General features: G+C 67.9%; 11 protein-coding genes. 4 read left to right on the top strand and 7 right to left on the bottom strand.

The features are described 5' to 3' along the window. Nucleotides 1–98: 98 nt before the first annotated feature. From AC07PR_RS26130 to AC07PR_RS26115, 4 genes are all read left to right on the top strand, one after another. Entirely contained in the window at nucleotides 99–1,640 is a 1,542-nt protein-coding gene (locus tag AC07PR_RS26130; protein ID WP_377159113.1) for a peptide MFS transporter, read from the top strand. A gap of 351 nt (nucleotides 1,641–1,991) precedes the next feature. Beyond that, nucleotides 1,992–3,185, top strand: coding sequence for an efflux RND transporter periplasmic adaptor subunit (locus AC07PR_RS26125; protein WP_483108221.1), 1,194 nt, complete (start codon nucleotides 1,992–1,994; stop codon nucleotides 3,183–3,185). Nucleotides 3,186–3,203: 18 nt separating this feature from the next. Then, entirely contained in the window at nucleotides 3,204–6,500 is a 3,297-nt protein-coding gene (locus AC07PR_RS26120; RefSeq protein WP_377159115.1) for an efflux RND transporter permease subunit, read from the top strand. Next, on the top strand, nucleotides 6,497–7,936 hold the full coding sequence (locus AC07PR_RS26115; RefSeq protein WP_495137021.1) for an efflux transporter outer membrane subunit: 1,440 nt from the start codon (nucleotides 6,497–6,499) through the stop codon (nucleotides 7,934–7,936). Before AC07PR_RS26120 ends, AC07PR_RS26115 begins: the two co-directional genes overlap by 4 nt. Before the next feature lies 1 nt (nucleotide 7,937). Here the strand turns inward: AC07PR_RS26115 and AC07PR_RS26110 are convergent, their stop codons facing one another. The 7 genes from AC07PR_RS26110 to AC07PR_RS26080 form a co-directional block, all read right to left on the bottom strand. After that, complete coding sequence (locus AC07PR_RS26110; RefSeq protein WP_495137020.1) at nucleotides 7,938–10,055, bottom strand: alpha/beta hydrolase domain-containing protein; 2,118 nt, start codon at nucleotides 10,053–10,055, stop codon at nucleotides 7,938–7,940. Continuing rightward, complete coding sequence (locus AC07PR_RS26105) at nucleotides 10,055–10,876, bottom strand: LytR/AlgR family response regulator transcription factor (protein ID WP_377159118.1); 822 nt, start codon at nucleotides 10,874–10,876, stop codon at nucleotides 10,055–10,057. The genes AC07PR_RS26110 and AC07PR_RS26105 overlap by 1 nt, the downstream gene beginning before the upstream one ends. A gap of 84 nt (nucleotides 10,877–10,960) precedes the next feature. After that, nucleotides 10,961–12,151 (bottom strand): sensor histidine kinase, encoded by a 1,191-nt coding sequence (locus AC07PR_RS26100; RefSeq protein ID WP_495137019.1) that lies wholly within the window; start codon nucleotides 12,149–12,151, stop codon nucleotides 10,961–10,963. A gap of 189 nt (nucleotides 12,152–12,340) precedes the next feature. Beyond that, on the bottom strand, nucleotides 12,341–13,096 hold the full coding sequence (locus AC07PR_RS26095; RefSeq protein WP_377159120.1) for a class II glutamine amidotransferase: 756 nt from the start codon (nucleotides 13,094–13,096) through the stop codon (nucleotides 12,341–12,343). Nucleotides 13,097–13,150: 54 nt separating this feature from the next. Continuing rightward, nucleotides 13,151–14,398, bottom strand: coding sequence for an NAD(P)/FAD-dependent oxidoreductase (locus AC07PR_RS26090; RefSeq protein ID WP_495137018.1), 1,248 nt, complete (start codon nucleotides 14,396–14,398; stop codon nucleotides 13,151–13,153). 188 nt (nucleotides 14,399–14,586) lie between these two features. After that, a complete protein-coding gene (locus AC07PR_RS26085; RefSeq protein ID WP_377159122.1) occupies nucleotides 14,587–17,265 on the bottom strand; it encodes a TonB-dependent receptor plug domain-containing protein in 2,679 nt (892 codons plus the stop codon). Nucleotides 17,266–17,857: 592 nt separating this feature from the next. After that, nucleotides 17,858–20,599, bottom strand: coding sequence for a TonB-dependent receptor plug domain-containing protein (locus tag AC07PR_RS26080; protein ID WP_483108214.1), 2,742 nt, complete (start codon nucleotides 20,597–20,599; stop codon nucleotides 17,858–17,860). Nucleotides 20,600–20,614 lie beyond the last annotated feature (15 nt).

Here is a 20,614-nt window from a genome sequence, read left to right as displayed (position 1 = left end):
GGACCAGCGGCAAACGCGTTCTGATCCCTGGAACGCGGTTTCCCGTGACCCGGAGCGCCGGGTCATTGATCCCTCAGCGATCCATCACGGAGCGTCGTTTGAACACAATTCAAACTCCCGGAGCGCGGCAGACCATCCTCGGCCAGCCCAACAGCCTGTTCGTCCTGTTCTTCACCGAAATGTGGGAACGGTTCTCCTACTACGGCATGCGGGCGCTGCTCGTGCTGTACCTGATCTCCGAGGCCGCCAAGGGCGGCTGGGGCTGGACGCGCGAGGAGGCGACGAGCCTCTACGGCACGTACACGATGCTCGTGTACCTGACGCCGATCATCGGCGGCTACATCGCGGACCGCTTCCTCGGCACGCGGCGCTCGGTGGTGCTGGGCGGCTTCATCATCGCGGCGGGCCACATCGCGCTGTTCTTCGACACCAAGGCGACCTTCTACGTCGGCCTGGGTCTGGTGATCCTGGGCACGGGCCTGTTCAAGCCGAACATCTCGGCGATCGTCGGCCAGCTCTACAACAAGGACAACGAGGGCCAGCGCGACGGCGGCTACACGCTGTTCTACATGGGCGTGAACGCGGGCGCGTTCTTCGGCATCTCGCTGTGCGGCTACATCGGCGAGAAGATCGGCTGGCACTACGGCTTCGGCCTGGCGGCGGTGTTCATGATCCTGGGCGCGCTGCAGTTCTGGCTGGCGCAGGGCATTTTCGGCGACATCGGCGGTGCGCCGGGCAAGGACGCGCCGCTGGTGGACGCGAGCGAGCCGCTGGACGACACGCCCGCGCACATCGTGCGCGACCGGCTGATCGCGATCGGCGTGTTCTCGTTCTTCACGATCTTCTTCTGGTTCGCCTTCGAGCAGGCCGGCGGATCGATGACCATCTTCGCTGCGGACTACACCGACCGCGCGCTGGTGGGCACGAGCGGGCTGATCTTCAAGATCGTCAACTCGCTGATGACGCTGATCCCGGTGGCGATCCTGAGCTGGCTGCTGGTCAAGCTGGGCCGCAGCACCGAGGGCCTCTACAAGCTGTCCAACGCCCTGCTGGCGCTGGCGCTGGCGGTGATCTGGGGCCTGTCGCTGTGGATGCTGGGCCGCGAGTTCCAGATGGAGCAATCCGAGATTCCGGCCACCTGGTTCGGGGTCCTGAACTCCTTCTTCCTGGTGATCCTGGCGCCGATGTTCAGCAAGATGTGGGAACGTCGCTGGAACCCGAGCGGTCCGGTGAAGTTCGGCGTCGGCCTGGTGCTGCTGGGCCTGGGCTTCGCGGCGCTGTCGTATGGCGCGTCGGGCATCCCGGCGGGCGCGAAGACGGCGCAGGTCAGCATGATCTTCCTGACGCTGGCCTACCTGCTGCACACGATGGGCGAGCTGTGCCTGTCGCCGGTCGGCCTGTCCTACATCTCCAAGCTGGCCCCGGCGCGTCTGCTGGGCCTGATGTTCGGGGTCTGGTTCGTCAACGCGGCGATCGCCAACAAGATCGCCGGCATGACGGGCTCGTACATCGACGCGATCTCGTCGACGTACTCGATGTCCACCTTCTTCCTCATCTTCACCATCGTCCCCGCGGGCGCCGGCGTGCTGCTGATGCTGCTCAGCCCGGTGATGAAGAAGCTGATGCACGGCGTGCATTGAGCAACGCGCCAGGGTCCTCATGGACCCACCAGGAAGAACCCGGGCCATGCCCGGGTTTTTTGTTGCCCGTGAGGCGGCGCGCGAAGGGATGACCGGCCGACCGAAGCACCAATCTGGTTCAGTCCGGCGTCCTTGCCCAATCCTCCGAACCCCCAGCCTCCTGACGTTTTCCGGCAGTGTCGCCCGCGAGACTTGCTCACAACGTTGCCCAGGCAGTCAATCAGGTTGATGTATGCCCTCCAGCCTAGGGGCAGGTATTGCCCCAGGCACTGGTCGGTGATTCGTGTACCGCGTACATTCCGCCGCACGCTGCGGTGCAACAGATGCCGCGGGCGCTTTCGGGAGTGATGCATGGCTGGACCTTCTTTCAATCGCAACGCCGTCGCCGGTGCCTTCGTGGCGCTGCTGCTGACCGCCTGTGGACAACAGGATCAACAACAACAGCATGGCGGCCCTCCGCCCGTGACGGTCGCCCCGGCGATCTCGCGCGAAGTCCAGGACTTCGATGAATTCACCGCGCGCCTGGAAGCGCCCGACACCGTCGAGATCCGCGCCCGTGTCGCCGGAACACTCGACAAGGTCCACTTCCGCGAAGGCCAGGTCGTCAAGAAGGGCGACCCGCTCTTCACCATCGACCCGCGTCCGTTCCAGGCCGAGCTCGCCCGCGCCGAGGCGCAGGCCGCCGCCGCCCGCACCGCCGCCGACCTGAGCAAGTCCGACCTGGGCCGCGCCGAGAAGCTCGTCGCCATCCAGGGCGTCAGCCAGCAGGAGATCGACCAGCTCAAGGCCGCCGTCCGCAACAACGAGGCCAACATCCGCGCCGCCGAAGCCGCCGTCACCCAGGCGAAGCTGAACGTCGAGTTCACGCAGGTCCGCGCCCCGGTCGCCGGCCGCAGCTCGCGCGCCAACGTGACGCCCGGCAACCTCGTCAATGTCGGCGAGCCGGTGCTGACCACCGTCGTCTCCAGCGACAAGGTCTACGCCTACTTCGACGCCAGCGAGGCCACCTTCCTGAAGTACGCCGCCGCCGCCCGCGCCGGTGGCGCCAAGCGCGAGCAGGCCAACAGGATCCGTCTCGGCCTGGCCAACGAGCAGGGCTACCCGCACGAGGGCCGCATGGACTTCGTCGACAACCGCCTGAATCCGGCCACCGCCACCATCCGCGGCCGTGCCGTGTTCGACAACAAGGACGGGCTCTTCACCCCGGGCCTGTTCGCGCGCGTCCGGCTGGAAGGTTCCGGCTCCTACACCGCCACGCTGATCCCCGACCGGGCCATCGGCACCGACCAGGCCAACAAGGTCGTGATGGTGGTCGGCGCCAACAATATCGTGGCGCCGCGTCCGGTCGTGGCCGGCGCCCTGTTCGACGGCTACCGCGTGGTCCAGGGCGTCAAGCCCGGCGAGCTCGTGATCATCGACGGCCTCCAGCATGTGATGCCCGGCGCGCCGGTCACGCCGCAGCAGGCCAAGCTCGACGACAAGGGACGCCCCGTCGCCGCGCCGCAAGGCGCCGCCCCCGCCGCTCCTGCCGCGTCGTCGAAGTAACCCGACGCGAGGCCGTCCATGGATATCTCACGCTTCTTCATCGAGCGGCCGCGCTTTGCGTCGGTCCTCTCGATCTTCATCTTCCTGGTGGGCCTGCTGGCAATCTTCCGGCTGCCCATCTCCGAGTACCCCGAGGTCGCGCCGCCGCAGGTCGTCGTGCGCGCCCAGTTCCCCGGCGCCAATCCGCGCGTGATCTCCGAGACGGTGGCCACGCCGCTCGAGGAACAGATCAACGGGCTGGAAAACGTCCTGTACTTCGACAGCCAGGCCACCGCCGACGGTGGCATGACGCTGACGGTCACCTTCAAGATCGGCACCAACCCGGAAGCCGCGGAAACGGCGGTGCAGAACCGCATCAACCGCGCGCTGCCGCGCCTGCCCGACATCGTCCGGCAGATCGGCGTGACGACCGAGAAGTCCAGTCCCAACCTGACCATGGTCGTCCACATGGTCAGCCCGGACAACAGCCGCGACGCGCTGTACCTGCGCAACTACGCGCAGCTGCAGGTCCGCGACGAGCTGCTGCGCGTGCAGGGCATGGGCTCGGTGCAGGTCTTCGGCTCCGGCGACTACGCGATGCGCGTCTGGCTGGACCCTGCCAAGCTGGCCGGTCGCGGTCTGACCGCGTCCGACGTCACCAACGCCATCCGTGAGCAGAACACGCAGGTGGCGGCCGGTGTCGTCGGCGCGCCGCCGGCGCCCAAGGGCACCGACTTCCAGCTGCAGATCAACACGCAGGGCCGCCTCGTCACCGAGGAAGAGTTCGCCGACGTCATCATCCGCACCGACACCGCCACCGGCGGGCTGGTGCGCGTGCGCGACGTGGGCCGCGTCGAGATGGGCCCCGGCACCTACGCGCTGCGCAGCCTGCTGAACAACAAGGAAGCGGTCGGTATCGGCATCTTCCAGGCCCCGCAGTCCAACGCGCTGAACATCTCCAAGGATGTGCGCGCGACGATGGAGCGCCTGAAGACCAGCTTCCCGGCCGGCGTCAGCTACGACATCGTCTACGACCCGACGCGCTTCGTCGCCACGTCCATCGAGAAGGTCATCCACACCCTGATCGAGGCCGTGCTGCTGGTCGTGCTGGTGGTGATCATCTTCCTGCAGACCTGGCGTGCGTCGATCATCCCGCTGCTGGCCGTGCCGGTGTCCATCGTGGGCACGTTCGCGGTGCTGCTGCTGCTGGGCTACTCGATCAACACGCTGACGCTGTTCGGGCTGGTGCTCGCCATCGGCATCGTCGTCGACGATGCGATCGTGGTCGTCGAGAACGTCGAGCGCAACCTCGAGGACGGCCTCACGCCGCATGCCGCGACGATCAAGGCGATGCAGGAGGTCTCCGGCCCCATCATCGCGATCGCGCTGGTGCTGTGCGCGGTGTTCATCCCGCTGACCTTCGTGCCGGGCCTGTCGGGCCAGTTCTATCGCCAGTTCGCGGTCACGATCGCGATCTCGACGGTGATCTCGGCGTTCAACTCGCTGACCCTGTCGCCCGCCATGGCGGCCTTGCTGCTGCGTCCGCACGACGCGCCCAAGGACCCGATCATGAAGGTGATGGACAAGCTGTTCGGCCGGTTCTTCCACTGGTTCAACTGCTTCTTCCAGCGCCGCAGCGAAGGCTACAGCCGCGGCGTCACCGGCATCCTGAAGCGCAAGGGCGGCGCGCTGGTCGTCTACGCGATCCTGCTGGGCCTGACCGCGCTGCTGTTCACGCGCATCCCGTCGGGCTTCGTGCCGGCGCCGGACAAGCAGTACCTGATCGGCATCGCGCAGCTGCCGGCCGGCGCCACGCTGGACCGCACTGAAGAGGTCATCCGGCGCATGAGCGACATCGCGCTGAAGGTGCCCGGCATCCGTGACTCGATCGCCTTCCCGGGCCTGTCGATCGCCGGCTTCTCGGCCGCGCCCAACGAAGGCATCGTGTTCTTCGGCCTGGACGAATTCGAGAACCGGACCTCCGCCGACAAGTCCAAGGACGCGATCCTGGGCAAGGTCAACGGCGCGATCCAGCAGATCCAGGGCGCGCGCATGTTCGTCGTGCCGCCGCCGGCGGTGGACGGCCTGGGCAACGCGGGCGGCTTCAAGGTGCAGGTGCAGGACCGCTCCGGCCTCGGCGAGCAGGCGCTCTACGGCGCCGTCTGGGGCACGCTGGGTCCGATCTACGGCGACCCGAAGAGCGGCATCGGCACGCCGTACTCGACCTACGACATCAACGTGCCGCAGCTCTTCGCCCACGTCGACCGGGTCAAGGCCAAGCAGATGGGCGTGAAGCTGCAGGACATCTACGACACGCTGCAGATCAACCTCGGCTCGCTGTACGTCAACGACTTCAGCCGCTTCGGCAAGACGTATCAGGTCATCGTGCAGGCGGACGCACCCTTCCGTTCCAACGCCGGCAGCATCACCGACCTGAAGACGCGCAACGAGAAGAACGAGATGGTGCCGCTGGGCGCGCTGATGAACGTCGATCCGACCTTCGGACCGACGCGCGTGACGCGCTACAACGGTTTCCCGAGCGCGGACATCAACGGCGCGGCCAAGCCCGGTTTCTCCAGCGGCCAGGCCGAGGCGGAGATCGAGCAGCGCCTGAAGAACCTGCCGCGCGGCATGACCTACGAGTGGACGGAGCTGACCTACCAGGACCGGCTGACGCGCGACATCAAGGTCGGCGGCTTCTCGATCCCGACGCTGGGCGCCGTGCTGGCGATCTCGGTGCTGCTGGTGGTGCTGGTCCTCGCGGCCCAGTATGAAAGCTGGTCGCTGCCGCTGGCCATCATCCTGATCGTGCCGATGTGCATCCTGTCCGCGCTCTTCGGCGTGTGGCTGTCGCACTTCCCACCGTTCGCGCAGGCCGGGGATCTCAACATCTTCTCGCAGGTGGCGCTGGTGGTGCTGGTCGGGCTGGCGTGCAAGAACGCGATCCTGATCGTCGAGTTCGCCAAGGAACTCGAGGAACGCGGCGAAGCGCTGCACGACGCGATCATCCACGCCTGCCGCATGCGGCTGCGTCCCATCCTGATGACCTCGATCGCGTTCTGCGCCGGCGTCATCCCGCTGATCCTGGGCTCCGGCGCCGGCAGCGAGATGCGTCGCGCGATGGGCATCGCGGTGTTCTCGGGCATGGTCGGGGTGACGCTGTTCGGCATCTTCCTGACGCCGGTCTTCTACGCGCTGCTGCGCAAGAGCACCGAGAAGAAGCGCGCCCATGCGGTCGAGTTGCGTCATCAGATCGATGCCGCCGCCCATCCGTTCCATCCGGGCGTCGACGACGCCGACACGCCCAAGGGCAACCCGACCAAGGGGGGCGCATGATGTTCTTCCGAGTCTCTCTGATGGCCGCCGCGGCGGCCGCGACGGTGGCGCTCACGGGCTGCTCGACGGCCCCCGCGCCGAAGAAGTCCGAGGTGCCTCTGGCGAATGGCTTCGCCAACGCACCGCAAGGTGACGGCGCCACGCTGGCGCAGGCGCCGGTGGGGCGCTTCTGGCAAGGCTTCAACGACAGCGGGCTGGACTCGCTGGTGAACCGCGCGCTGCAGGCCAACACGGACCTGCGCATCGCTTCGGCCAACCTGCGCGAAGCGCGGGCGCTGTCGCGCTTCGCCGATGCGCAGCTGTTCCCGACCGTCGACCTGACGGCCGGGGCCGGCCGCGCCCGTGCGACGGACTACCAAGGCAATCCGCAGAGCAGCAACGCGTTCTCCGTCGGCTTCGACGTGCGCTGGGAGGCGGACCTGTTCGGTCGCCTGTCCGACGAGCGACGAGCCACTGCGGCCGAGCTGCTGGCCGGCGAGGCCGGCCTGCGTTCGGCGCAGGTCAGCGTCGCGGCGGAAGTGGCGCGCAACTACTTCGAGCTGCGCGGTCTGCAGGAGCAACTGCGCGTCGCCCAGCAATCGCTGGAGACGCAGCAGGGCGCGCTGAAGCTGGTGGCCGGTCGCCAGGAAGCGGGCCGCGGCAACGGCTTCGACACCGAGCGCGCCCGCGCGCTGGTGCAAAGCACAGCGGCCACGATTCCCGCACTGGAAATGGCGCTGGCGCGCACGCGCTACCGCCTCGCGGTGTTGACGGGTCAGCCGCCGACGGCGCTCGACGTGGAGCTGTCCGACGTCAAGCCCTTGCCGGGCCTGAAGACGATCGCGCTGGATCGCATCGGCACGCCCGAGGACCTGCTGCGTCGTCGCCCGGACGTCCGCGCTGCAGAAGCGCAGGCGGCCGCGGCTGCGGCGCGTGTCGGCGTGGCGCGTTCGTCGATGTTCCCGCGCATCACGCTGGGTGGCACGATCGGCCAGAACGCGTCGCGGATCGGCGACCTCGGCGATGGTCCGGCGTATGCCTACAACCTCGGCGCTCAGCTGGTGTGGAACCTGATCGACTTCGGTCGCATCCGTGCCCAGATCGCGGCGGCAGACGCGCGCAACGAGGCGGCCTTCATCAGCTACGAGCGCACCGTGCTCGCCGCGCTGGAGGAGACCGAAGGCGCGCTGGTGACCTACAACCGCAGCCAGCAGCAGGCGCAGGCGCTGTTCGATGCGGCGGTCTCGGCGGAACGCGCGGCCAACATCGCGCGCGAGCGCTTCAAGGTCGGCATCAGCGACTTCCTCGCCGTGCTCGACGCCGAGCGCGAACTGCTCACCGCGCGCAACCAGCTGGCGCAATCGCAGACGGCGGCGGCGACCTCGCTGGTCGGCGTCTACAAGGCGCTGGCGGGCGGCATCGACGCCGAGGCGCCTGCACCGACGGCGATGCGCTGAGTCAGCGCAGCACCTCGCTCTCGGAGGCTTCCTTGAGCAGACGATCGCGATCGGCGGACAGGAGAAATCCTTCCGCCGATGCTTTTTCTGCGGCCGCTTTCACGGCGGCGACGTAGCCTGCGTGATCGCGGTAGCGCTCTTCCAGCGACAAGCGCGGGTCTCCCTTGGTCTCGCGCTCCGCGCGCGTGCGCGCGAACGGCACATAGCCGCCGGCGTAGTTGCAGACCTGCCCGGCATGGAGGCCGTTGGCGGTGATGTTCCAGCCGAGGTAGGTCCCCAGCGGTGCCATCGTCAGCACCGTCGGTACGCCGCCGACCTCGTTGCCATCGGCATCGACGCGCGGCACCTTCGCCGGCAGCACGCGTTTGATCTTCGGCGGGATCTGGTCCGGCACGCCTGACGCTTCGACGCGATCGAAGCCAGGACCCCAGTCGTAATCGAAGACGGGGAAGATGAAGTTCTCCGGCAGGAACACGCGCTCAGGAATGCCCGGCACGCCGCGCGGGAAGCCCATCGCCGCGCGCGTCGGATCGGCGAGCTCGCCGCGTGCCAGCGTCGGATAGCGACTCGGCGGCGGCGACGTGCCCTTGAGGATCCAATCGCGCATCGCCGCGCTCAACACGTTGCGCAGCTCGCGATGCGGCACCGGATTGGGCGCCAGCGTCGCCTGCCCGAAGTGATTGCCCGGACAGCTGAACGACGTGCTCTCCGCCTCGTGACGGAAGCCGCCAGCCCCGCCGCCATGCGGGCTGCCGGCGACGTAATAGCGGCGCACGTTCGGCGGGAGCGGGATGTCGGAATCCGCCGACGATCCCACCCATGCCAGCGACAGCTTCAACGCATAGACCTCGGCGGCGCCGAAGTGCTCGAACACCTTCGGGCAGGTCCTGCTCGCGGTACACCGGGTCAGCAATCCCTTCGCGGGCAGGCCCCGCGCCTTGTCGGCCCAGTCGACCCACCATTGCGGCCCTTCGCTGCCCATCTGGAAAAGCTCCAGCACGCCGTCCGGCTGCCCCCAGCGCGCGTTCGCCGCGACGCGCCGGCCCGCGATGATGGCCCAGGCGCCGTCGTGGACCTGGCGGCCGGCCTCGTCCTGGTTCAGGCCCATGAACAGGAACTGCCGGACCATGTTTCCCGATTGCGAGACACCCCGGATCGCGCTGCCGCGCACCTGGCCGGCGATCGGGTTGGGCGTGCCGGCGTCATCCGCCTTCGCGTGGCGGAAGAAGGCGCCGACGTCGCGGAACGCCGCCATCCCCACGCCCAGCACGTAGGCGTTGCCGGCCGTGTAGACGAGCTGGTAGACCTTGTCCGCTTCGAACCCATTGCGCAGGCAGACGTGGATCGGCAGGTTGGCCGGCGCGCGCGCCGGATCGATGTCGATGGGCGTGCCGGGGAAAGCTTGTCCGCGATCGCAGCGGGCGAAGGCCCAGTCCTTCGGGTCGACGGTGCCGGCTGTCGTGATGCGGCCGTCGACGGTCTCCTTCGTGTGGACCGTCAGCGTGGCGCCCGTCGTGTCCAGCGAGACCGGCAGGTAGGGCATCGGGTTGCCCTGCACCATCAACGGCTGCGAGTCCGGCCCGCTGCGGTTGACGATGCGCGCCATCACGCTGCCGGTCACCGGCTTGCCGTCGATGCGCGCGATCGGCACGCGGACGTAGTGGTTGCGGGCCGCTTCAGGCCGCGTGCGCGGCACGCCGGTGTTGCCCGCGTTGTCGGCCTGCCAGCCGCTGCGCAGGCCGATGTCGCCGGCGGCGAGTTCCCCGGGCTGCAGCCGGACGTCGCCACCGCGATTGGGCACGTCGTGCCACAGGAAGCCGCTCGAAGGCTTTCGACCGACGGGCCGGGTGAGCACCCAGTTCGTCTCGTAGCGCACGAGGCCGTCGGCATCGGCGCCCAGCTTCAGATCGGTGATCACCGCGTTGTGCGGATCGGCCGGATCGAGCTCGCCGAACGCGCGTCCGCGGATCTGCTCGTAGCCGCGCTGCTCGCCGATCAGCGGCGACACCTCGTCGACGACGATGCGCGTCACGCGCGCCTGTGCCGCGCCGGCGGCGAGCAGGGCCATCGTCAGCAGCGTCGTTGCCTGGAGGCCTCGTCGCGTGCGGCGATCCCGCATCACTGGCCCTTGAACAAGCCCTGGAACTGCCGCGATACCGGCAGCTTCTCCACGCAGCCCTTCAGCGAGAGCTGCATCGTGTTCTCGTCGACGCGCGTCGCGCTGGTGATGAAGCGGCTGTTGACCAGCACCGAGCGGTGGACCTGCCAGAACACGCCCGGGTCGAGGTCGCTCAGCAGTTCCTTGAGCGCGGTGCGGATCCAGGCCTCGCCGTCGCGATGCACGACGCGGGTGTAACGGCTGTCGCTCTGGAAGAACAGGATGTCGTCGGGGGCGATCAACTGGATCTCGCGGCCCTGGCTGGCCTGGATGGGGCGCATCGAGGGCCGCTGCGCGGGCAGCAGCTGGCGCAGCAGTTCCAGCGTGGCCGCGGGCATCGCCGCCGAGGTCGCGCGTCGGTCCTCGCCGTCGTTCGATCTGTCGTCATCGGAGGCCGTGCCGTTGGAGGCCTGCCGCTGTCGCAGTCGCTGGAGGCATTGCTCGAGCCGCGCATCCTCGACCGGCTTCAACACGTAGTCGACCGCGCCCGCCTCGAAGGCCGAGAGCGCGTGGTCGCCATAGGCCGTCACGAACACGACCTGCGGCGGCTCCGCCAGCTGTGACAGGCGCTGTCCGACCTCCAGGCCGGACATGCCCGGCATGCGGATGTCCAGGAAGCAGAGGTGCGGCTCATGTTCGAGGCAGTCGTCCCAGGCGTCGCAGCCGTTGACGCTCGCCGCCACGATCTCGATCTCCGGCGCCAGCCGGGCCAGCGCGGCGCGCAGCTGCTCGCGCGGGCCTTCCTCGTCGTCCGCGATCAGGGTGCGGATCTTTGTCGTCATGCGTGTTGTCTCCCCGATGTGACCGATGAGGTCTTCGATGTGTCCTTCGGACTGTCCCGACGGCGGCCGCCGATCCTGCGACCGTCAGGCGGTCGGCACCTCGACCCACGCGAGGCACCCGGGCGCTTCTGCCGAACCCGACTCCAGGCCCAGCGCGGCGCGGGCGCCGAACTGGGCGCGGAGCCGCTCCCGCGTGTTGGCGAGCCCCAGACCCTCGCACGCCCCTGGCGGCAGGCCCTGGCCACCATCCTGCACCTCCAGGCGCAGGTGCCCGTCCGCCGCCTTCACCCGCACGGCGATGTGCCCGCCGCGCAGACTGGGCTCGATGCCGTGCGTGATCGCGTTCTCCGCCAGCGTCAGCAGCGTGCCCGGCGGCAGGCTCGTGCGGGCGATCGCGGCCTGCGCCGTCTCGTCGGTGTCCAGCGACCAGCTCAGGCGCTGCCCCAGCCGCGCCTGCATGATGTCGAGGTAGCTGCGCACGATCTGGAGCTCCTGCTCCAGCGGCAGCCGGTCCTGCTCGAACATTGGCAGCGTCGCCCGCAGATAGCGCGTCAGCGAGCGCAGCATCGGCCCGGCGCGGTCGTCGCGGGTGTCGACCCAGTGCTGCAGCGACGCGAGCGTGTTGAAGAGGAAATGCGGCTGGATCTGCGCCGTCGCCAGCCGCTGCGCCATCGCGATGCGCTCGTCCTGCGCGTCGAGCTCCGCGAGCCGCGCGCCCAGCTGCTGCGTCCGGTACAGCGTCAGGAACCACCAGGACGAGACCGTCAGCGTCATCCCGCCGGCCACGAAGGGCAGCAGGTCGCGGGCTTCCTCGCGGAAGCCCGCCTTCACCATGCCCAGCGTGAACAGCACCATCAGCACGCTCAGCGCGAGCGTCGCGCCGTTGAAGCGGGTGCGGGTCGGCTGGCGCCACAGCCAGCGCGCGACGGCCAGTCCCACCGACGCCATCGCCAGGCCGCCGATCAGGATCACATGCGCCAGCTCGCGCGGCAGCATCGTGTAGAAGACCAGCCCCAGCACCAGCACGTTGCTCATCACGTAGCTGTCGATGGCGGTGGACCACCGCTTCAGGCCGGAGCGTTCGATCTCCGCCTCGCTGAATGTGCGCCGCGGGCCCGGGAACAGCCACTGGGTCCAGTCGACCTGGACGGTGCCGGCGTCGGCCGATGGGGCTGTTGCCGTGGTGGTCGGTGCCGCTGTCGAGGTCGCGGTGCCGGCCGTCATCGGCGGCTTGGCGTCAGGGACCGCGTCGGCGGGAGCGCTGGGCGAAGTCATGGGGCGAGTCTAGGCGAGGGGTCCGGCAAGCGCCTCCGGATGCGGCGAATGGCGGTCGGCAGCGACGGTTGGCCGACTGCGAGGGTTGGCCGACTGCGACCGAGCGGACGCCGTGGCGGCCGGTGCCCCGTTCCGCTCAATCGCCTCCTCACGCTCGGCATTCGCTTCACGGGGCACCGGCCGCCACGGCTAGCAGAGGGGCTCGCCGCCGACGAAGACCTTCAGCGTGCCGGGCTCGATGGGGAGCCAGGCCTCGTCGCGCGTGAGCGGCTCGGTGGCGACGATCGCGATGCGGTCGTCCTCGGTGGTCTTGGCGGCCAGGTCGACGCTCACATCCTCGTCCTGCAGCGTGACGTGGCCGAACGGCGGCCGGCGCAGCAGGTAATGCAGCTTCGTCGAGCCGTGCGCCCACAGCGCCTGGCCGTTGGACAGCAGCATGTTGAAGGTGCCGTGGCCGTTGAGACGCGGCAGCAGCTCGCGCAGCGTGTGGTTCAGCTCCTCGATCGCCGGCATGTCGGCGTGCGCCTTGGCCAGTTCCTGCATCAGCCAGCAGAAGGCCTGCTCGCTGTCGGTCTGCCCGACCGGCTTGAACGCCGCATGCAGACGAGGCGTGAAGCCCTTCAGGTCGCCGTTGTGCGCGAATACCCAGTAGCGGCCCCACAGTTCGCGCACGAACGGGTGCGTGTTCTCCAGCGACACGACGCCCTGCGTCGCCTTGCGGATGTGCGCGATGACGACGTCGCTGCGGATCGGGTAGGTCTTGACCAGCTCCGCCAGCGGCGAGACCCGCGCGCTGTGGTGGTCGACGAAATGCCGCAGCCCGCGGCCCTCGAAGAACGCGATGCCGAAGCCGTCCTTGTGCTCGTGCGCCCGCGTCGCCAACCCGGCGAAGCTGAACATCACATCGGTCGGTCGGCGGGCGTTCATGCCCATCAGCTGGCACATCGCGGTCTCTCCAGGCTCAGGTCGCGGCGCTCATCCTAGGCGACTTGCCGAATCTCATTCGAGGAACAGCCGCGTGAGCCCCTTCAGGCTCACCAGGTTGCCGGGATTGCTGGTCTCGTTGAGCACGCCGCTCATCCGCTTCAGCAGGCGCGGGCTCTTCTGCGCGCGCCAGATCAGCAGGTCCGCCAGCCAGGGGAAGCGGTTCACGCGGTTGCCGCGCTCATAGAGGTCGTACTTCGGCTGCAGTGCGCGCAGGCCCTGCTCGTATTGCTCGCGGACCTGGACGTCTACTTCCGCGGCCGTCGTTCCGGCCCGGTGCGCCAGGATGGCCTCCGCGGCCAGCAGGCCGGTCTCCATCGCCTTGCCGATGCCCTCGCCGGTGAACGAGTAGGTCGAGCCGGCCGCCTCCCCGGTGACCAGCAGGCCGGGCCGTGTCCAGCGCGCGCCGTTGAGCGTGCAGCGCAGCGGCGCGCCCTTGAGCTCGCCGATCAGTTCGCCCTCGGCCATCAGCCGTTTCGCGGGCGGGTAGTGCTCGACGAAGGCATCGAAGATGGCGCGCAGGTTCACGTCCTTCTTCTGCCCCTTGCCGGCCATGTCCTTGTGGCTGTCGGTCACACCGACGCCGATGTTGAAGCTGCCGTCCGGCGCCGGGAAGATCCAGCCGTAACCCGGCTGCACCGGCTTGCACCAGACCACCTCCAGCGCCTTGATCTCGCCGACCATCGAGGGCGCGCGCACGTAGCCGCGCAGCGCGACGCCGCTGGGGGTGTGGCGTTCGCACATGCCGGCGGCCGTGAGGGCCTTGGGCACGGCACCGGTGGCCAGGATCACCCAGTCGGCGGCGATCTCGTGGGGCTGGCCGTCGATGGTGAGCCGCGCGCCGCGCACGCGGCCTTGATCGTCTTCCAGCGCCGCTTCGAAGCGGGCCGGCGCCAGGAATCGCGCACCGGCCTCCTGCGCGCCGAGGTTCAGGATCTCGTCGAGCTGCTTGCGCGGCAGCACCGCGAGGTGACCCGGCACGTCGATCCGGCCGCCGCGCGGCCCGATGCAACCCACGTGCGCCGAGCGTTGCGCCTTGGCCATCACGCGGTCCAGCAGGCCCAGGCGGTCGAGCGCCTTGTGCGCGTCCGGGATCAGCCCGTCGCCGCAGACCTTGTCGCGACCCAGCGGCTGCTGGTCGGCGAACACCACGTCCACGCCCGCCTTGGCCAGCCAGCGCGCTGCCGCGCTGCCGGCGGGGCCGGCGCCGATGATGAGGATCTGGCAGGCGGCGGGCAGACCCGCGGGAGACTCGACGGACATGTGGGCGCTTCGAACGGAGACGAGGAACCGCCCATTCTAGGGAGCCTGCCGACCCGCCGGGACCGGCGATTCCCACCCGTCGCGCCGTGGCTGGGCACGGACGAAAAAAAACGAGAGGGGGATCCCTCTCGTTTCGTGCCACTGGCGCGGGACGCCGGAACGCCGAAGCGTCCCGGCCTCGCCGGCGATCAGTAGTTGTAGGTGGCGCGGATGTAGTACGCGCGGCCCGTCGCGTCGGCGTAACGCGAGTCCCAGCCGCCGGCCTGGAACAGGTCGGTCTGGTTGGTGAACGGCGGATCGCGGTCGAACAGGTTGCGCACGCCCACGGTCAGCGACAGGGCCTTCGCCGGCGACCACGTGCCGTAGACGTCGGTCGTCGTGTACGACGGGACGAACGGATGGGCCTTCGGGTCGAAGTCGACATAACCCGACTTGTAGCGGACGACGAAGCCGCCGCCGAAGTCGTTGTAGTGCCAGTTCGTCGCGAAGTTGTGCTGCCAACGGAAGACCGGACCCGACTCGCCGTACTGACCCACGGCCGAGACCCAGTAACCGTTCTTGAAGTCCTGGAACTCGTACTTGTTGACGTAGGTGCTGTTCAGCGCGAAGTCGAAGGCGCCGATCTGCGACGACAGGCGGTACTGGGTGCTGAAGTCCAGGCCGTTGGTGCGGACCTTGCCGAGGTTCTGCAGGGTCTGGTCGACGTAGCCGCACTGCGCGCTCGGGCAGTTGCTGATCACCGACAGCTGGCCCGTGCCGGTCGGGTGGAAGTACTGCTGCAGCTGCGGGTAGTTGGCGTAGTTGTTGAACAGCGCGAACTGCGGGATCGCGCCGATCGAGTCCTTCAGCCGCACGGACCAGAAGTCCACGCCCACGCTCAGGTTGTTGGCCGGCTGGACGACGACGCCCAGGGTCTGGCTCTGCGACTTTTCAGGACGCAGGTTCGGGTTGCCCGAGTTCAGCACCTGGAACTGCGCCGAGCACTGCGAGCCGGTCGTGCCGTCCGGGCAGGTGATCGGGTTGGCGTAGTTGCCGGCGGTGTTCGTGAAGGCCGGGTTGCCGTACAGCTCATACAGCGTCGGCGCGCGGAAGCCCGTCGAGGCGGAACCGCGGAACAGCACTTCCTTGATCGGCTGGAAGCGGAAGCTCAGCTTGGGGTTGGTGCTGCTGCCGAAGTCGCTGTACTTGTCGTAGCGCAGCGAGCCGGTGATGTCCAGGGTCTTGAGCACGGGCAGGTTCAACTCGCCGTACAGCGCGTAGACCTTGCGGGAGCCTTCGGCGTGCGAGTCGGGCGCGACGCCGGTCGACACTTCCACCTTCGACGCGAAGTCGGGCTCGGCGACCGACTTGAACTTCTCGTAGCGGGCTTCGACGCCCAGCGCGAGCTGCGTCGAGCGGCCGGCGCCGAACCAGTCGCCGAACTCGCGGCTGGCGTGGGCGTTGACGTCGTAGACCTCGCCGATGGCGTGCTGGAGCTTGCCGTTCAGCGCGGCGTCCTGCAGCAGCTTCGTGCCGGCGGCGGTCTGGGCACCGAAGGGGTTGATGATCCCTTCCAGCAGGCCTTCGCCGATCATGTCCCCATCGCCGTAGCCACCGGTCAGGAACTGCTGCACCTTGTTGTGGTTGTACGAGGTCGCGACCGAGTAGTCCCAGCCCAGCGTCGCACCTTCAGCGGTCAGCAGCAGGCGCTGCTGGTCGTTCTGGTTCATCTGGGCGCGCGAGCCGTTCGGGAAGTCGCGCCACAGCACGTAGACGAAGCCCGGCTGCACGTTCACCGGGTTGGGGAACGCGCTGGTCGGCGCGAACGCCGGCGCGCCGGCGCTGCCGTCGTCGAAGGTGCCGCTGATGTTGGTGTTGCCGGTCGGGTAGTACGCCGTGCCCGGATTGATGTAGTAGCCGCCGTAAGGCACCGGCGCGACCAGCGTCGTGACCTTGCTGCGGGTGGCGAAGACCTCGGCACCCAGCGTCAGGTCCTTGTTGACCGCCAGCGAGCCCTTGAGCATGCCCGAGTACACCTCGGTCTTGGGCTGGAAGTCGACGAAGGCCGGGGTGACGATGCGGCACTCGCCGTTGACGTTCTTGACCTGCGTGCCGGAGCAGTCCGGCAGCGTCGGGTTGTAGTAATGCTCGAAGTCCTGCGTGTAGTTCGCCGGATCCGTGCTGTACGACAGGCCGCCGACGACGCGCTTGTTGAAGTCGCGCTGCGAGCCGGAGATGTTGTCCGTCTTCTTGTAGCTGGCGAAGCCGAAGACGTTGAAGCCTTGCGTCTCCAGATCGCCGTAGCCGAAGCCGGCGTTCACGCTGCGGGTCTTGCCGCCGGCGTGCTGCGGCGAGTCATAGCCGCCGGTGATGGTGACGCCCTGGTAGCTCGACTTGGTGATGAAGTTGATCACGCCGCCGATGGCGTCGGTGCCGTACAGCGACGAGGCGCCGTCCCGCAGCACTTCGATGCGGTCGATGGCCGCGAACGGGATCATGTTCAGGTCGGGTGCCGAGCCGTCCACCGCGTTGTTCGCGATCCGCTGGCCGTTCAGCAGCACCAGGGTCTTGTCGGCACCGATGCCGCGCATGTCGGCGAAGCTCGCGCCGCCGCTGCTGGAACCGATCGACTGGGCCGTGTTCGTCGACGACTGGACCGAGGTCAGGTTGGCCATGATCTGTTCGACCGACGTCACGCCCGACTTGCGCAGGTCGTCCATCTTGACCACGGTCACGGGGACGGCGGTTTCGGCGTCGATGCGCTTGATCGCCGACCCCGTGACCACGACCTTCTCCAGCGTGGAGTTGTCGCTCTGCGCCAGCGTCGGGAAGGACGCGGCCGCGAGGGTGGCGGCGACTGCCAGGCTCACCGCGTTCAGCTTGTACATATGCACCTCTAGGGAGAGCGCCCGCCCTCCTCGTGGGTGCGGCGAGCCGGAATTGAAACGGCCCCGCATCGCGAGGCCTGACAAAAGTGTGCTGACGAATTGCCAGAGGTCATAGGTGCCTGTTCGTAAAGCGCGCGAATTTGGAGCCGTGCGCGCCGAAACGGCCTGTTTTTGCGGGTTTCTCCTTACCGTTTGGTGACGGTTCGGTCGTACCTGCGCCACAGTTTCGGAATTTACGAACGCTTAACTCGCATTGAAATGTCGGATTTCAAACTGCGGGGTTTCGGTCGGTGGTCGCCCTAAACGTTTATTGACCGTTTGTCAGGTGTTAAGAGATTGAGAAGATTCGTATGCGGACAGCAACAGTGAATTTATCGATTCAATTTGATGAATATGGAAAATGTTCGTAGATCCAATGATTTACGAATTACTGGTGGGGGATGGAAACAATACTTAACTTGAACATAAGTGCCATGAGGGCTTGCGATGCATTCATGCCCGTGGCAGCCAAAGAAAAAAGGACTCCCGGAGGAGTCCTTGTCGTGAAGCGGCCGATGCCCCGCCGTGGTGCGGCGGGACGTCGCGATCGCGATCAGAAGTCGTAGCTGGCCTTGACCTGGAAGGTCCGGCCCATCGGGCTGTAGTAGCGGTAGTCGAAGCCCAGCATGTGGCCGCCGTTGGCGCGCAGCGACAGGGGAGGTTCCTTGTCGAACACGTTCTTGATGCCCAGGGCGACCGTCAGCTGCTTGTTCCAGGTGTAGGCGGTCTGCCAGTCCAGGGTCACGTACGGCTTGACCTTCAGGCGGACCTCGTCGACATCGCCGTTGGCCAGGTTCTCGACTTCGGTCGGGAAGTCCTTGTAGCCCGACTGGAAGTTGATGTTGGCCGTGTTCGCCCAGTTGCCGGTCACCAGCGTGTTGCTCAGCTGGCCCTTCCAGCGGAAGGTCACTTCGCCGATCGACGGGTGGTTGTCCGCGAGGGTCGAGAAGTACTGTTCGCCGGCCACCAGCTGGCGCTTGTCGCTCAGCATGTAGGTCGCGTGCAGGTTCGACGTCAGGCGGCCGATCGGGGTGTTGAACCGGCCGGTCACGTCGAAGTCGATGCCGCTGACGAAGCGCTTGCCCAGGTTGGTCGTGCTGGCGTTGTAGGCCAGGAACTTCTCGCCCGTGACCGGGTCGGTGTAGACCAGGAACAGGTTGGAGTACTTCTGGGCGTTGTTGAACGCCTCGTTCTCATCGACCGAACCGAAGGTCTTGTCGATGCCGGCCCACCACCAGTCGGCGCCGAACGAGAAGGTGCTCGTCGGCTCGACGCGGAAGCCCAGCGTCGCCTGCTTGGACTCTTCCGGCTTCACGGAATCCACGCCGCCCGTGTAGACGTTGTACTGCTTGCTGCCCGGCTGGCAGGCCGCGCCCAGGCTGGCCGCGACGGCGGCCATTTCCGGCGTGCAGTCGTAGGGCGTGGCGGTCACGCCGAATTCCTGCAGCGGACGGTAGAGCTGGCGCAGCGTCGGGGCGCGGAAGCCCGTGCCGACCGAGCCGCGGACCAGCACTTCCGGCACCGGGGTGTACTTGAACGAGACCTTGCCGTTGACCGCGCTGTCGACGTGGCGGTAGTTGTCGTAGCGCACGCCCGCGGTGACTTCGAGGTTCTTCACCACCGGCACGATCAGCTCGGCGAAGGCGCCCATCGAATCGCGGCTGGCGCTGTAGGGGATCACGACGGTGCTGTCGCCGAAGCGCTGGTCGTCGCCGTTGACGCCGCCCTCACCGCGCGCCACGGCGCCCGGATCGTCGGTGACCTTGTCCTTCTGGAACGCGGCGCCCAGCGCCAGGTAGGCCGGGCCGGCCGAGGTCGAGAACAGCTCGCGCGAGGCGCGCAGGTCGGCGTTGAACAGCGTGCTGGTCTCGGTGTCGTAGACGCCGGAGATCATGATCTGCTTGACCGCGTCCTTGGCGGCCTGCGACTGCTGGCCGGCGAGCACGAACGGGTTGTAGACGCCGCTGCGCAGCAGGGCGCCGAAGGCCTTGGCCAGCGGGTAGCCGGAGTTGCTTTCCTCGACTTCCGCGCGCTGGTAGCCGGCGGTCGCGGTGTAGTCCCAGCCGGCCACCTGGCCGTCGAGTTGCAGCCACAACGCCTTGTTGTCGCGCTCGAAGGTGCTGGTGCGGTTGCCCAGGTCGAAGGCGCGGTACGACACCGACGCGATGCGGTTGGGGTCCAGGCCGATCGAGGTCAAGTAGGCGGGGGTGTAGCCGACCGCGGCCAGTTCGGCGGCGAAGGGGCCGTTCGGGTCCACGGCGACCGCGCCCGGCACGGCGGCGATCTTGCCGCTGGTCTTGGTCTTGCCCAGCAGCACGTCGGCGCGCAGCTGCTGGCTGCCCAGCTTCACCGTGCCGGAGCCGAAGAAGTTGGTGCGCTCGCGGTCCGGGAAGGCTTCCACGGTGCCGGCGTAGTCGAAGTAGCAGGACGCGCCGACCTGGACGTTGCGCTCCGCGCAGGAACCGTTCTGGGCCAGGTACACGTTGCGCAGGTCCGAGCCCAGCGTGCCGTCGGCGTTGCGCACCGGCACGTTCACGTTGCCCGGGATGGCGGACGGCGAGCCGTTGAAGAACTGGTACTCGTTGCCGTTGTGACCGAAGTTGATCACGCCGGTCTTGCTGAAGTCGCGCTGGCTGGCGGTCAGCGAGTCGCGCTTGTCGACCGACAGCGCGGCCATGATGTTGAAGCCGTCGCTGTCCAGGTCGCCGAAGCCGCCGGACAGGGAGGCGCGACGTTCCTTGCCGCCCTTGTGCTGCGGGATCGAGACTTCCGCGGCGATGGTCTTGCGGGTGGAGTTCGTGCGGGTGATGAAGTTCACCACGCCGGCCACGGCGTCGGAGCCGTACAGCGCCGAAGCGCCGTCGGTCAGCACGTCCACGCGCTCGATGATCGACAGCGGGATCATGTTCAGGTCCACCGCGCCGCCGGCTTCGCCGATCAGGCGACGGCCGTTCAGCAGCACCAGCGTGCGATCGCCGCCGAGGTTGTGGATGGACACGGTGGCCTGGCCGCCGCCGCCGCCGCCGACGGTGTCACCCTCGGTGATGCCGCCCTGCACGGACGACAGGTTCTGCATCAGCTCGACCACCGAGGTCACGCCGCTGCGTTCGATCTCGGCACGGGTCACGGTCTGCACGGGCACGGAGCCCTCGACCGCGATCCGCTTCACGGCCGAGCCGGTCACGACGACGCGCTCCAGCTGGGTCTGGTCCTGGGCTTGGGCGATCGCGGCCGACGACGCGATTGCAATGGTGGCGGCGACTGCCAGGCTCACCGCGTTCAGTTTGGTCTTCAAAGAAACACTCCTAAA

This window comes from Roseateles sp. GW821-FHT09H11 (assembly GCF_059415845.1).
This window is presented reverse-complemented; position numbering and strand designations above follow the sequence as displayed.

Bases quoted from the DNA above. Each gene is read 5' to 3' on its own strand.
- AC07PR_RS26120 (WP_377159115.1), top strand. From the start codon at position 3,204: ATGGATATCTCACGCTTCTTCATCGAGCGGCCGCGCTTTGCGTCGGTC.
- AC07PR_RS26105 (WP_377159118.1), bottom strand. From the start codon at position 10,876: ATGACGACAAAGATCCGCACCCTGATCGCGGACGACGAGGAAGGCCCG.
- AC07PR_RS26115 (WP_495137021.1), top strand. From the start codon at position 6,497: ATGATGTTCTTCCGAGTCTCTCTGATGGCCGCCGCGGCGGCCGCGACG.
- AC07PR_RS26110 (WP_495137020.1), bottom strand. From the start codon at position 10,055: ATGCGGGATCGCCGCACGCGACGAGGCCTCCAGGCAACGACGCTGCTG.
- AC07PR_RS26090 (WP_495137018.1), bottom strand. From the start codon at position 14,398: ATGTCCGTCGAGTCTCCCGCGGGTCTGCCCGCCGCCTGCCAGATCCTC.
- AC07PR_RS26100 (WP_495137019.1), bottom strand. From the start codon at position 12,151: ATGACTTCGCCCAGCGCTCCCGCCGACGCGGTCCCTGACGCCAAGCCG.
- AC07PR_RS26125 (WP_483108221.1), top strand. From the start codon at position 1,992: ATGGCTGGACCTTCTTTCAATCGCAACGCCGTCGCCGGTGCCTTCGTG.
- AC07PR_RS26095 (WP_377159120.1), bottom strand. From the start codon at position 13,096: ATGTGCCAGCTGATGGGCATGAACGCCCGCCGACCGACCGATGTGATG.
- AC07PR_RS26085 (WP_377159122.1), bottom strand. From the start codon at position 17,265: ATGTACAAGCTGAACGCGGTGAGCCTGGCAGTCGCCGCCACCCTCGCG.